Annotated in this window: 13 protein-coding genes and 1 pseudogene; 7 read left to right on the top strand and 7 right to left on the bottom strand. The window is 42.8% G+C overall.

Annotated features, from left to right (window positions below):
• Nucleotides 1–330: 330 nt before the first annotated feature.
• Together V7K30_RS26590 and V7K30_RS26585 are read right to left on the bottom strand one after the other, a co-directional pair.
• Nucleotides 331–867 carry a hypothetical protein gene (locus tag V7K30_RS26590; RefSeq protein WP_335004454.1) on the bottom strand — a complete coding sequence of 179 codons (537 nt, stop codon included), beginning with the start codon at nt 865–867 and terminating at the stop codon, nt 331–333.
• A 75-nt stretch (nt 868–942) separates the two neighbouring features.
• On the bottom strand, nt 943–1254 hold the full coding sequence (locus tag V7K30_RS26585; protein WP_335004452.1) for an RNA recognition motif domain-containing protein: 312 nt from the start codon (nt 1252–1254) through the stop codon (nt 943–945).
• 397 nt (nt 1255–1651) lie between these two features.
• On the opposite strand from V7K30_RS26585, the gene ilvA reads away from it, so the two are divergent.
• The gene (gene ilvA, locus V7K30_RS26580) at nt 1652–3163 is read left to right on the top strand and encodes a threonine ammonia-lyase, biosynthetic (protein WP_335004450.1); all 1512 of its coding nucleotides are present in this window, start codon (nt 1652–1654) and stop codon (nt 3161–3163) included.
• Nucleotides 3164–3326: 163 nt separating this feature from the next.
• Here ilvA and V7K30_RS26575 read toward each other — a convergent pair whose 3' ends face one another.
• Both V7K30_RS26575 and V7K30_RS26570 read right to left on the bottom strand, forming a co-directional pair.
• Nucleotides 3327–4367 carry a hypothetical protein gene (locus V7K30_RS26575; protein ID WP_335004448.1) on the bottom strand — a complete coding sequence of 347 codons (1041 nt, stop codon included), beginning with the start codon at nt 4365–4367 and terminating at the stop codon, nt 3327–3329.
• A 10-nt stretch (nt 4368–4377) separates the two neighbouring features.
• The gene (locus V7K30_RS26570; protein ID WP_094327534.1) at nt 4378–4623 is read right to left on the bottom strand and encodes a hypothetical protein; all 246 of its coding nucleotides are present in this window, start codon (nt 4621–4623) and stop codon (nt 4378–4380) included.
• 214 nt (nt 4624–4837) lie between these two features.
• Here V7K30_RS26570 and V7K30_RS26565 point away from each other — a divergent pair, with 214 nt between their 5' ends.
• Nucleotides 4838–5035: a hypothetical protein gene (locus tag V7K30_RS26565; protein WP_335004447.1), complete on the top strand. Its 198-nt coding sequence runs from the start codon at nt 4838–4840 to the stop codon at nt 5033–5035.
• A gap of 192 nt (nt 5036–5227) precedes the next feature.
• Here V7K30_RS26565 and V7K30_RS26560 read toward each other — a convergent pair whose 3' ends face one another.
• Nucleotides 5228–6733, bottom strand: coding sequence for a TonB family protein (locus V7K30_RS26560; RefSeq protein WP_335004446.1), 1506 nt, complete (start codon nt 6731–6733; stop codon nt 5228–5230).
• 350 nt (nt 6734–7083) lie between these two features.
• Here V7K30_RS26560 and V7K30_RS26555 point away from each other — a divergent pair, with 350 nt between their 5' ends.
• Together V7K30_RS26555 and V7K30_RS26550 are read left to right on the top strand one after the other, a co-directional pair.
• On the top strand, nt 7084–7752 hold the full coding sequence (locus V7K30_RS26555) for a MotA/TolQ/ExbB proton channel family protein (RefSeq protein WP_335004444.1): 669 nt from the start codon (nt 7084–7086) through the stop codon (nt 7750–7752).
• The gene (locus V7K30_RS26550; protein WP_335004442.1) at nt 7739–8143 is read left to right on the top strand and encodes an ExbD/TolR family protein; all 405 of its coding nucleotides are present in this window, start codon (nt 7739–7741) and stop codon (nt 8141–8143) included. The genes V7K30_RS26555 and V7K30_RS26550 overlap by 14 nt, the downstream gene beginning before the upstream one ends.
• 85 nt (nt 8144–8228) lie before the next feature.
• Here the strand turns inward: V7K30_RS26550 and V7K30_RS26545 are convergent, their stop codons facing one another.
• Nucleotides 8229–8996, bottom strand: coding sequence for a thioesterase II family protein (locus V7K30_RS26545; protein ID WP_335004440.1), 768 nt, complete (start codon nt 8994–8996; stop codon nt 8229–8231).
• A gap of 172 nt (nt 8997–9168) precedes the next feature.
• Here V7K30_RS26545 and V7K30_RS26540 point away from each other — a divergent pair, with 172 nt between their 5' ends.
• Genes V7K30_RS26540 through V7K30_RS26530 form a run of 3 tightly spaced genes read left to right on the top strand, consistent with a single transcriptional unit; the run spans nt 9169 to nt 13066 of the window.
• A complete protein-coding gene (locus V7K30_RS26540) occupies nt 9169–10380 on the top strand; it encodes a S8 family peptidase (RefSeq protein ID WP_335004438.1) in 1212 nt (403 codons plus the stop codon).
• Nucleotides 10377–12860: an NACHT domain-containing protein gene (locus V7K30_RS26535; protein WP_335004436.1), complete on the top strand. Its 2484-nt coding sequence runs from the start codon at nt 10377–10379 to the stop codon at nt 12858–12860. The genes V7K30_RS26540 and V7K30_RS26535 overlap by 4 nt, the downstream gene beginning before the upstream one ends.
• Nucleotides 12861–12901: 41 nt before the next feature.
• Nucleotides 12902–13066: a type II toxin-antitoxin system HicB family antitoxin gene (locus V7K30_RS26530; protein WP_335004434.1), complete on the top strand. Its 165-nt coding sequence runs from the start codon at nt 12902–12904 to the stop codon at nt 13064–13066.
• 47 nt (nt 13067–13113) lie between these two features.
• Here V7K30_RS26530 and V7K30_RS26525 read toward each other — a convergent pair.
• Nucleotides 13114–13352 (bottom strand): annotated as a pseudogene (locus V7K30_RS26525) (hypothetical protein); the annotation flags it as partial.

Below are 13352 nucleotides of genomic sequence, written 5' to 3'. Positions count from 1 at the left end.
GATTTTGTGCAGATCCACATAGAATTGGTATAAGCAATTCAAAATTCACGCATTCAAAATATTCGCGTAGCGTCTGGTAGAGAAGAAATGCAATCCTAGCCAGTCTTTTAGCAATTGCTAATATGCAGCTTATTAACGCGCGAATAGCATGATTACCAGGCAAATAGGGAAAACCTTCTAGCACTCGTGCAACGTTGCCTATTTTGTTTTAAAAATTTACAAAGATTTAGGACGTTTCCCAAAGTAGGCTCGCTACTTTCTGATTAGGCAAACAAAGCCCAAGCACATATATTTTTAGTCGGTTGCTAAAAGAGCGATTAGCACCAACCATTAGGATAATGTCGAATTTGCAAGGAGCCAAGCTTTCTGAGTCCATGCGTTATTAAAGAAGCCAACCTCTGGCGCTTTTAATTCAAATGAATGAGGTGGTGATTTTAGTAATAAGGGCGAACTTTTGTCTTGAGCCTCAACTAAGTTAACTATCCAGGGAAGAAAGTCTAAGATTTCTTTTGGTAATACAGTTAACTCAAAGTCCCACAGCAAATTAATACCTCGGCATACTTGTCCTTTTCTTAACATCGTGACTCTACCAGCACTCTTATTAATAGCCAATCGAAGAATGAATGGGCGGAATGGGACAAATTCATCAGGTGCTGTATAAGCGTATACATTTATATAGTTCAGTCTCTGCCTATGATCCATCCAAGATGCGATCGGTGAATTACTACTATAAGATGTACCAGTTATAATCACCGGCATATTCATAGCAGCAGCAAAGTTAGAGTAGAACTCACGCCTTAGTTCGCTAACAATATGTTTAGCTTCTGGGTTCATGGTTGCTACACCTGTTACAAAAACGATAGTCAACCGAAGCACAAAAAAAGGCAGACGCCTTGTCTGCCCTCAAGACCTTAGAGTTAAATTCTTGGTTTTAGACCTTACTTAATAGCGGCGAGAGCCACCACCACCACCATCATAGTTTCCTCGTCTACCACCAGAGGAACCTCCGTCTGTCTTGGGTTTAGCTTTATTAACTTTTAAGCTCCGACCCATCCACTCAGCATTATCAAGAGCCTCAATCGCTGCTGTTTCTTGTGCGTCTGATTCCATTTCGACAAAGCCGAAACCTCTCACCCGACCTGTTTCTCGGTCGATAGGCAATTGAACATTTTTTACAGTTCCGTATTCTGCAAAGACCTGCCGGAGGTCATCTTCTTTAACCTCATAAGATAGGTTACCGACGTAAATTGACATAGAATGTCTCCAGAATCAGGGGGTGTAGAGATTTATATCCGGAGAGGTCTGTAATACAAGTATATATAAAAACAAACTACACAGCCGAATGCAATCTTATATGCATACTTTAACATAAATTCAGAAGTTATGTTCATAAACAACACTATACTTATCTGTTGATCTAAATACTCGGACATCTAGCGAAACTCGTTTAAAATCAACCTACCAGCGATCGCATTAAATTTGAACTCACTAAAAAATTTCAATCACTGAATATTTTATCTTCAGACAATATTAGTAATTTTTAAATTTTATTCACTCAAAATTTCGAGAGAGTTCAATTAAATGAAACCAGTGCGATCGCTTGTAACGTAAAATTAATTTTCATCCGGCATTTGCTAACACTTTGACGCCCATGTATTGCGACTACCTGATCCAAATCCTGACTGCCCGTGTGTACGATGTTGCCCAGGAAACACCACTGGAGTATGCTCCAAATTTGTCTGCGCGGCTGAATAATCAACTCCTGCTGAAACGTGAGGATATGCAGTCAGTATTTTCCTTTAAACTGCGGGGTGCTTATAACAAGATGGTGCAACTGCCACCAGAGATATTGGCAAAGGGTGTAATCGCAGCTTCTGCGGGGAATCATGCTCAGGGAGTCGCCCTTGCAGCCAATCGCTTGGGAACCAAAGCGATTATCGTCATGCCAATAACCACACCCCAAGTCAAGGTAGATGCGGTTAGAATGAGGGGCGGAGCAGTCGTGTTACATGGAAATACCTATGACGATGCTTATAGCTATGCCCGTGAATTAGAAGTAGAAAAAGGGTTGACCTTTATTCATCCCTTTGATGATCCGCATGTCATTGCTGGACAGGGAACAATCGGGATGGAAATTTTACGGCAATATCAGCAACCCATCCATGCGATTTTTGTAGCGATTGGAGGGGGCGGATTAATTTCTGGGATTGGGGCTTATGTGAAACGATTACGTCCCGAAATCAAGATTATTGGCGTTGAACCAGTAGATGCTGATGCTATGTCTCAATCGCTCAAAGCCGGACATCGGGTGCGCTTGTCCCAAGTGGGATTATTTGCTGATGGCGTGGCGGTGCGGGAAGTAGGTGAAGAAACCTTCCGTTTATGTCAGCAGTATGTAGATGAAATTATTCTGGTGGATACAGACAAAACTTGTGCTGCGATTAAAGACGTGTTTGAGGATACGCGATCCATTCTAGAACCAGCCGGTGCATTAGCGATCGCAGCTGCCAAAGCCTACGTAGAACGGGAACAAATCGAGGGACAAACCTTAATTGCTGTCGCCTGCGGTGCAAACATGAATTTTGATCGCCTCCGCTTTGTGGCAGAACGAGCAGAGTTCGGCGAACGCCGCGAAGCCATCTTTGCAGTTACAATTCCTGAAGAACGGGGAAGTATTCGCCAGTTTTGTGAATGTATTGGCAACCGTAATCTTACTGAGTTTAATTATCGCATTGCCGATGAAAAAACAGCGCATATTTTTGTAGGTGTGCAAATTCAAAATCGTGCCGATGCTGCAAAGATGGTAGAAACGTTTGAAGCTCATGGCTTTGAAACCCTTGATTTAACGGACGACGAACTAACTAAATTACATCTGCGGCACATGGTAGGTGGGCACTCTCCCCTGGCTCACAATGAATTGCTCTACCGTTTTGAGTTTCCCGAACGTCCCGGCGCATTGATGAAGTTTGTTACTTCCATGAATCCCGCCTGGAATATTAGTCTTTTTCACTACCGCAATAATGGCGCAGACTACGGGCGAATCGTTGTTGGTATCCAGGTTCCCCCCCACGAGATGGGAGAGTGGCAAGCTTTTCTCGATAACCTGGGCTATCGCTATTGGGATGAAAACAAGAATCCGGCATACAAGCTGTTTTTGGGATAGGGTGTGTCTGGGGCTGGGGACTGGGGATTGGGGAGTAGGAAGTCAAGAGTTAGGAGTTAGGAGTTAGGAGTGAAGAATTATCTGCCTTGTCTTCCTCATCCCCACAATGCCCCATGCCCCATGCCCCATGCCCCATGCCCCATGCCCAATGCCCAATGCCAATTTAGCGAGAACTTTTCTCCAATATCAGATTGGAGTCCCAAGTATAGAAGCCGATTTGGTTAGGAACCCTAGAGAATCTGCCTGTCCGATAGCCTCTAGATAATTCATTCAGCACCTTATTTTTGATCTCTCTAAGTTGCTGAGAATCTAGTTCTCCATAAATTCCGGCGATGACTTCAGCAACGCTGAAAACTTTACCGGGATTTTGTTCTAACAGAGAGGTGAGGGCATCAATTAAGAATTCACCCTCAAAGGCTTTGAGCATTGGTACTGTTTTTGTCGGGGGTACAAAAGGCTTCTTATTTTTGTTTTTGATGCTCCTAGAAGCACCATTGCGGTTATTTGGGGCTACCAAACTTAAATCCAGAGTATAACAACCTGGCTCATCGGGAATAGTTACCCAGTAATTTCTTTCTCTGCCTTGGGTAAGGGAAGATTGAACCCTACCTTTAACTACTTTGAATAGATTGGAATCTAATTCTCCATAAAGCGATCGCACGATAAAATCAATATGACAGACAGTGCCTATCTGCTCTTGTAATAGCTGTTTTATGGCTTCCATTCGCGAGAGAGCTTGATTATACTGGGGTAGCATGGGGATTTCCGCTACCTTTGTTGAACTATCGTTGTTCTCTGGGGCGATCTTTGGATCTGGCGATGTAGTTGGAGGTTGACTCTCTTTTGTATCAACAGCAGCAGAAAAGGAATTATCTATCTCAACCAAGTCTTTGTCTTTTCGTTCTGACTCTACAGACTCCACCAAGTTGATTTCGTCGATGTCATCAAGGGGTGATAAAAACCCCAAAGAGCCTTCTTGAGAAAGATTTGAGGTTTCATCAGCCGCCATCAGACTTGATATCTGCTTGTTGGCGTCAGAAAAAGACCAGTTAGACAACAACGCTTCTACATGATCGAGCTGCGATCGCGCCTGCACAAAGAGGCGTTCATACTCTTCTGTAAGGCGAGCATAATAATCTCGTAATTCCAACAGTGGTGACACAAAGGTGCCTGGAGGTGGTTCTAATTGTCCATTTTGAGTCATAAGGTTTCAATCAATTTAAATCGATGTCACTTTTGTAAGACATTGCTCTGGGTTTTGCTTTGTGAGATGTTGGCTGGGATTTCTTAGGCGGTTGGGGAGGGCGACATCTCTCACAATATAAGGGTCGAGGTCCGAAAGTCTCGCGTTTTGTCAGATCGTTACATTCTTTACAGACAAACTGGAAAACACGAGTATGAATCTGTCTTTTGTGCGCCCTGACAGTATATTCCCTAACATCAATGAATTTACTTGCCATAATTCAGGAATTGTGAATTGCCGTCGGATCAATGTCTTATCAATATAGCTATTCAAGCAAATCAAACTGCATCAGTGTGTGTTTATGTAGAAGTTTTATTCAAATCAGTGAATTTGACGCCTAGCATAAAGTGCAGATGAGCAACTTGAGAGTTAGCCAGTGACTATCCTCTCAGCATCTAATTGGTGATGAGCAAACACTAGTACTATTCCGAATGGCACAGGGGATTTCCATTGCCCTAATCCGAGAAATTGGGGATGGGAAACTACGGGATTATTCACTTCCACTTCCATATGATTGGCAAAGGGCGCGATCGCTAGTGTGTCTAATTGCCCATCATAAAATTACCGCACTCCTAACCCCTCTTCCTGATGGTAGAGGGGTGATGCTTAAGGTCGCCATTACTGTATAAAGAACAACCGCCTCCTGAAAACAGAAGGCGGTGTGCGATCGCTAATCAAAGTATGATTCCAGTAAGTTTTGTCGCTCTACTAGTGGTTCATGTGATTAATTTTGATGGGTTGTGAAAATTCGTAGCCGCTCTAGCCTTTAAAATTGAGCGATAAATCATTCACTACGAACCCATCAATTTCAATTTGACACACTACTGCTGACTGGGAGCAGCAGGTTGTGATTGAGGTTGTGGGCGTAAACGGCGCAAAGACTCCCGCAACTTGTCCTGGCTGGTGTTTTCTCCTCGCCGCCGCCGATTTGTGGTTGCTTGTGGCTTTGGTGATGAATCGGTAGCCGCTTGTTCACGCTGGATACGGCGTAAGGAGTCTCTTGCACTTCCTTGAGTGCGAGTTGTCCTAGCTCCAGATGATGAGCTTGTAGCAGTACTTTCCTGTCTTTGAGGTTCCAACCGTCTACTCAATCCAGATATTGCTGGTCTTGTGGCTGTAGCTTCATTAGATGAGGGTGTCAACTCTCTGCGTCTACGTCCTGGATGTTCTTCTGTGGAGTTAGCAGCAGCTGCTGCCTGCTGGGTTCTCTCTTCTGCTTCTCTTTGTGCTTGCCGTTCTTGAACTTGGCGCGATCGCCGTGAACCTTTTATGGCAAATTCAGTGGCGATCGATACTCCTTGTCTGCCTCCTTCTACGGGTTTTAATTTCCAGTCACGCGCTTGTCTGGCGGTTTCTTCATCTAAGTCGCGGTTTCCACTGGAGTGAGCAATCCGCACATTTGTCACATTGCCTTGTGCATCAGTATCGACAGCTACTTCAACTCTGCCTTCAACTCCTCGCCGTCTTGCTGCCTCTGGATACTTGGCATTACATTCGCGGCAGGCTGCACGACCATTAGCATTACCATTACCTGAACTGTTAATTTTTGGAGGTGTTGGCACTGTTGGCGCTGTTGCTACTGTCGGACGGTTTCCGACTCCATTGCCTATACCACTGCCAGAGCCAGAGCCAATTCCTGAACCTATACCACTGCCAGAGCCAGACCCAATTCCTGAGCCTATACCACTGCCAGAGCCAGAGCCAATTCCTGAACCTGAACCTGAACCTATACCTGCACCTCTACCTGTACTTAAAGCAACGCCAGAGCCAGAGCTACCATTACCTGTCAGGACTGAACTACCACCGCCACCACCGCCACCACCGCTCTCAGGTGCAACAGTTTTCACGGGGACTTCTGGCTTGGGAGCAATTTCCCTATTTGTTGGTTGTGGGTTTTGAGTAATTTGTTTTGGTTGTTGTTGAACTGGCTGAATTTGAGTAGTTTGTTTTGGTTGTTGTTGAACTGGCTGAATTTTTGGTCTTTCAATCAATTCTTGTACTGGTTTTGGTCTTTCAATCAATTCTTGTACTGGTTTTTGTACTGGTGGAGTTTCTATAGACTGTTTTTGAACAATTTCTGGTGATTTTTTGGGTTCTTCTGGAATTTTTTCAAGTGGTTTTTCTGGTTCCGCAGTCGGAGTATCTATGATCGCCACCTCTATTGGTTCTTCTTCTGGTGTGGGCACTCTCGTCAAATAATTACCTATACCTGAGGACAGTACGCCAATATGCAGCGCCAGTGAACCTATTAGACTGTAAGTCAGAAAAGACTTGAGAGCCTCAACTTCTTTGGAACGTTGCTCGACAGTAGTGCCGGAAAAGCTCATAGCTATTGCTACCTATTCTCACTAACCCAGTTATCTTAGAATGCATGGTTGCAAATATCAAGTAAAAAATTAAAATTATTTCTGGCAGTGTTACGGAACACCATACTTAATAATAAAAATATCTTTGAAAGATACTGTTGATTATGACGATTTCTAGATAAAATGAATTTTTGTGTTATGTGTTGATCAGATTAATTTATGTAATCTAAAAAAAGATTAAATAAAAATAATGATAATTAGATTTCAAAAAATTATCATTATGTCTTAAACTCTATTGAGAAAAAGTTTCATTTTTTACCTTGATTCTGGTAGTCTGATTTTGTATTGTTGATAACGTTTAGAGGCACTACATGGGAATTCAGAATTTGTTTGAAGCAGGCGGTGTGGTCATGTTGCCCCTGCTGGCGTTTTCGGTGTTGGCAGGGGCACTAATGATTGAGCGGGCGAAGTTTTGGCTACAGATTGGTAAGCGTCAAAACCGGGTGGTGCGAGAGGTTTTAAATCTTTATCGAGCTGATAATGTCGTTGCTGCTGTGGATAAGCTGCAAAAAAATGTAGATTTACCTATAGCACGCATTTTTCTGGCTGGATTACAGCTAGAAAGACCGACTCCAGAAAAATTTCGTTTGGCTTTGAAAAGCGAGGCGCAAGCAGAAATCCCTACGCTCAAGCGGTTTCAACCTGTATTTGATACCATTATCGGTTTAGCGCCTCTGTTGGGACTTCTCGGCACAATTTTAGGATTAATTCGCTCATTTGCTGGACTGAATATTGGTGATGTCGGAGGTACTAAAACTGGTGTAGTCACTGCTGGTATTAGTGAAGCTTTAGTTGCTACCGCCACAGGATTGATTGTGGCTATCTTTGTACTTTTAGGAGCCAGCATCTTCCGGGGACTATACCAGAGGCAGATAACAATGATTCAAGAGTACGGCGGACAGCTAGAAATACTGTTCCTCGATCGCTATGAACAACTTGAACACTACGGAAAACAGGAGAAGACCTATGGATCTAGATGATAATGAACCAGATTTAGCACCATTTATAAATGTGGTACCTCTGATTGATGTAATGTTTGCCCTTTTGACATTTTTCATCATGTCAACACTGTTTTTAACACGATCAGAAGGATTGCCAGTAAATCTACCGAAGGCAGCCACGGCGAAAGAGCAGCAAATTCCTACTAAAATTACGATCACGGTAGATGAAAAAGGTGAGGTAAGCTTAAACCGCAATCCAATAGCAGTTAATGATTTAGCACCGCAAGTGCGAACTTTAGTTGGTTCTAACGCAGATGCCTTGGTGATTATTAATGCTGACGAAAAAGTCTTGCACGGTGAGGTAGTGGCGATCATGGATCAAGTTCGTCAGGTAAAGGGGGCAAAGTTAGCGATCGCTACTCAAAGATAATAAGTAGATATATTATGCATCAGAAGTTCAGAGAGTCAGAAAAATTCTATATTCTGACTCCTAACTCCTTCTTATCTAATGACTACTACCAACTATGGTTACACATCTGCAATTCTTGAGATATAAGTTTAAGTAATAAATTTTGGTGTGAATGGATAAAAAAGTGGTCGCCGTCAAACATTTGTAATGAGAAAGTAGCGCTCGTCTGCTCTCGCCATGCTTGCAGATCCTCATGATTAACTTCTTGGTCTTGTAAACCACCAAAAACAGTAATAGGACACTTCAGTGGCTGTTTTTGAGTGTAAATATAAGTTTCCAGAACGGCAAAATCTGCCCGCAAAATCGGGAGGAATATCTGCATCAGTTCCATGCTTTCTAGTACTGCTTTGGGTGTACCGTTAAGACTGTGTAGCTCGTCTTGCAAATCAGGGTCTGATAAGACGTGTAGGGGTGCTTTTGTCAAGGGGATTTGCGGGGCGCAACGAGCAGATATGAAGAGATGAAAGGGAGCAAGACTATACTGAGAGCGAAGTAAACGGGTTAACTCGAAGCTAACTAATCCGCCCATGCTGTGACCGAAGAAGGCGAATGGTTTGTCTAAATATGGCATGAGAACTGGAGCGATCGCTTCAACAAGAGGTTCTAATCGCGTCAAGGGTGCTGACTTAATCTGTCTTCCCCGTCCCGGATATTCCACAGCACAGACTTCGACATTACTAGATAGATTATTAGGCCATGTGCGAAAAATTGCCGCGCTACCACCAGCGTAGGGGAAGCAGAATAAACGCAAGTTTGCTTGAGGATTTGGTTGGGGACAGATAACCCAGGAATTGAAGCTTGGTGTAGTTGTCATAATAGACCCGGAATTAGCTGTTTCACCTTTTGTAGCTTATTGCTATAACCTACTTCATATCATACCAAATGACTGCACAAAGGCAGGTATTTACTACTATGAAAACTGTAAAAAATGTAATACTGTATTCGTGAAGCAGACATCTTGCTTATTTTATAATAAGGAGTCTTTGATGAGCGTTTATATTATTCGACCCAAAGCAACATCAGTAACGCGATCGCTAGAACTTGCATCTAAAAAATTTACACCGGAAAGTCGGGAGGCGCAAGTTGCAGAAGTTGTAAATTTTTGGCATGAAAACCCAGTATACCAACAAATTGAAAACTGGTTGGAAGATGCACAAAACGACACAAGGCAAGTGGCAAAGTACCCAGATTACTCAGGGATTACTGGGGTAAGTGTTGTAGAAATGCCGGATGAAGAAGCTCAGAGGATTCGTGAGGAGTTACCCAATGCGTTAATTTTACGCGATCAGCTGATTGAGTTGATTCAGCCACAACAAAGAAATACAGATACTAAAGATGAACTCACCAGAGATGAATTGTGGCATTTGGATGCGATCGCTCTCAACATAGCACGTCAAAATGGATTTACAGGCACTGGGAAAAACATTACCATTGCTGTCCTCGATACGGGTATCGACTCAACCCACCCAGAATTGCAAGGCAGAGTAACTGAATCTTATAGTTTTAATGATAGAAGTAAGCAAATCCAGTCAACATCTTCCCAAGATACCAATGGTCATGGCACTCACGTAGCTGGACTAATTTGTGGTAAACAGGTTGGCGTTGCACCAGAAACTAAACTAATCGACGGCGTACTCATCCCCAGAGGTACTGGCAACTTATCAAACTTTGTGATGTGGCTGGACTGGCTAGCACTTCGAGTAGACGTGAATATTGCTAATATTTCAGCAGGTCTTCCTACATATGCTGATGAAATGAGCGATGTCATTGATACTCTACTGGCAGTTGGTATACTCCCTGTTTGTGCTGTTGGTAACAATGGACGTAACAATACTAGAACACCAGCAAACTGTCGGAGTTCAATTTCAGTAGGTGCGACAAACTTTAATAGTAAAGTTGCCAGTTTTAGCGGCAGTGGCAGGATATCTGTTAATAATCATTCTTATGATGTTCCCTATTTGGTTGCACCTGGGGAAGGAGTTTATTCATCAGTTCAAGGTGGTGGTTATGAAGCTTGGGACGGAACTTCAATGGCAACCCCAATCGTTTCTGGTGTAGCAGCGTTAATCTTAGAGAAGTATAGTAAGCAAATTCCGGTTTTAGATTTAATTGACGGATTGCTTACAAGTTGTCAAGATTTGGGACATGACAAGGAACGTCAAGGTAAAGGTTTAATTCAGGTAACGGCAGCCCTATGAAACTTAACGAAAGTCAAATTGCCAAAATTGACCCTCTGCTTCAGGAAGTTTTGATGGAGGCTAAAGGGAATGAGGTAATTCGGGCAATTATGAGTTTGGGGGACGAAAATCAAATCAGATTAAATGCTAGCAATTCATCGCTGAAACCTCAGCAATTTACATCATCTGAGGCTTATCGACAGGCATTAATTGATCAGCGCAAAAGCCAACTTGCCGAAGTGCTGGGTGATACTATCGAAGAACTCCAGGAACTTTCTTTGAAACCTGTTGGAGGTGGACTCAGCCGCGTTGTAGTTGTAGAAGGTTCGGCTGATGCGATTTTGCTATCATTAGCACTGTCTGGAGTTAACCATGTCACTTTAGATCAGCTGATTGCACTGCCGGAAGTGGCACCAGATGCAGCGGTTAAACATTTTGCTGACATTTATATAAACACACTTGACCGCCCTTTAGATGAGAAAACCACAAAATTAATTTATCAAGCATCTGAGCAATATATTATTAACTACCACAAGCGCCATAACAAGTTGCAAATATTGGGAATGCAACAGCCTGTAGATTTGGATTCAATTTACATAGCTGTGCAATGTTTGCAGCCAGATGATATCCGGCGATTTGAATCAATTGAAGCTTTACACAATCTTTTCCGTGAAACTGGAAAACGTGGGTTTCAAGTTGAAAATGCTGATAAGCAACAGGGTATTAAAGTTGCCAATCAGCAGCAATATTTGATGGTACTCGGCGCACCGGGTGGAGGTAAGTCTACATTTTTGCGGAAGATAGGACTAGAAGCACTCAAGGGCAAAGCTGGTGAATTGCAACATGAATGTATTCCGGTTTTTATTGAATTAAAACTATTTACGGAGAACGAAATCAATATTGAAGAAGTAATTAGACAAGCATTCAGATTGTGTCAGTTACCATTCTCTGAAGAATTTTCTACTAAAGCCTTACAACAAGGCAAGTTATTAATTTTGCTGGATGGTTTAGATGAAGTGCCAACGGGAAATACAGATTTAGCAATTAGGCAAATTCAAAGCTTCGTTGAGCAATACAAAGATAATCGGTTTATTATCTCTTGTCGGACTGCTGCCTATGGATCGCAGTTTAGGAATTTGATGGAAATTGCCATCGCAGATTTTGATGATGCTCAAATTCAGCAGTTTATTCAAAATTGGTTTTCTTCAGAGGTAGATAGACAAGCCGGAACTGCTGACAAGTGCTGGGAGTTAATCAAAAACCAAGAATCAACTAAAGAATTAGCTAGAACTCCTGTATTGCTAACTTTTCTCTGTTTAGTGTATGACGAATCTCAAGACTTGCCTAAAAACCGAGCTACGGTTTACAGTGATGCTCTTGATATATTACTCAAAAAATGGGCTGCGGAAAAACGGATTCAAACTGATCCAATTTATCGTCAGCTTGGCATCGATTTAGAGAAAATCATGCTAGCTGAGATTGCATATCACAGCTTTAAATCACAACGGCTATTCTTGTCTCACCAAGAACTTGTGAGTCAAATTAAAGAGTTTCTGCACAATAACGACAATGCACCCAAGGATTTAGACGCTGAAGCAGTTTTAGATGCGATCGCTGTTCAACAAGGAATTTTGGTAGAACGAGCCGAGGATGTCTTTTCGTTCTCTCATCTAACGCTACAAGAATATTTAACAGCACAATATATTGATGACCATCGCCAAGTTGAGAAGTTAGTTAGTGAACACCTAATAGATCAACGTTGGAAAGAAGTGTTTTTGTTAGTAGCTGGGTTAATGCGCGGTGGTGCAGATGATTTGCTGCGGCTGATGGAAAAGGAAGCGCAAAAATATATTAATACACGGAAGTTACAAGCTTTATTAAACTGGGCAGAAAAGGTAACAGTTGGATCGCCAGGGGATTTTAAACCTGTGGGTAAACGTGCAGTTGCTATTGAGATCGCCAGCGCCTACGCCTACGCCTACGCCTACGCCTACGCCTACGCCTACGCCATTGCCAACGCCAACGCCTACGCCGCCATTGCCAACGCCAACGCCATTGCCATTGCCATCGCCTACGCCAACGCCAACGCCTACGACATCGCCAGCGCCGGCGCCAACGCCTACGCCAGCGCCTACGCCAACGCCAACGCCAACGCCAAAGTTATTAACTACACTGGTGAACTTGAGGAATTAAAAATCTTCAATAATGTTGATTTTACTACACTGGTCGCTAAATTAAAAGCACTGAAAGGTACAATTCCTGATGATAAACAGCCAAGGGAAGTGCGTCTGGCATTTACTAAACACCTCCAAGAAACCTTACTTAATGCTTTCCATCTCACCCAAAAAATGGTCAATTTATCTGAGGAAGAAATAAAAGCACGGGAAAATTATCTCTACGCTAATTATCTCATTATCCAGTGCAAACAAGCAGCAGTCCGGGTGTCACCCCAAACCTGGGAAGCAATTGAGGCGCGGATGTTGTTGGTTCCAGATAGTTAAGCAACAATAGAAAAATGAAAAGATAGCCCGATAAACGCTTCATGAGTTCATCACAACAGGCTAAGAATACAAAAACTCGAACCTTTACAGCAATTCTGCACTGGGAAGAGGATGTTTATGTAGCTGAATGTCCAGAGGTGGGAACCGCCAGCCAAGGAGAGACGATAGAAGAAGCGATCGCTAATATTGCACGGAACTGTATTTAGAAGAGTTCCCGCTTGCTGAGACAGCACCTCGTCGCTTGTTATTTGTCTTAAGTTGTTTGAGAATGAACGCAATCAGTAATTGCGTAGGCGTAGCCAGCCGTAAGCATCGCCGAAATAACAAATGGGTTCTCCGAAATAACAAATGGGTTCTCCGAAATAACAAATGCGTACTCCGAAATAACAAATGGGTTCTCCGAAATAACAAATGGGTTCTCCGAAATAACAAATGGGTTCTCCGAAATAACAAATGGGTTCTCCGAAATAACAAATGGGTTCTCCGAAATAA

It is taken from the genome of Nostoc sp., assembly GCF_036917655.1.
Taxonomy (GTDB): Bacteria; Cyanobacteriota; Cyanobacteriia; order Cyanobacteriales; family Nostocaceae; genus Nostoc.
Note: the sequence above shows the minus strand (reverse complement) of the source record. Positions and strands in the feature narration are given on the sequence as shown.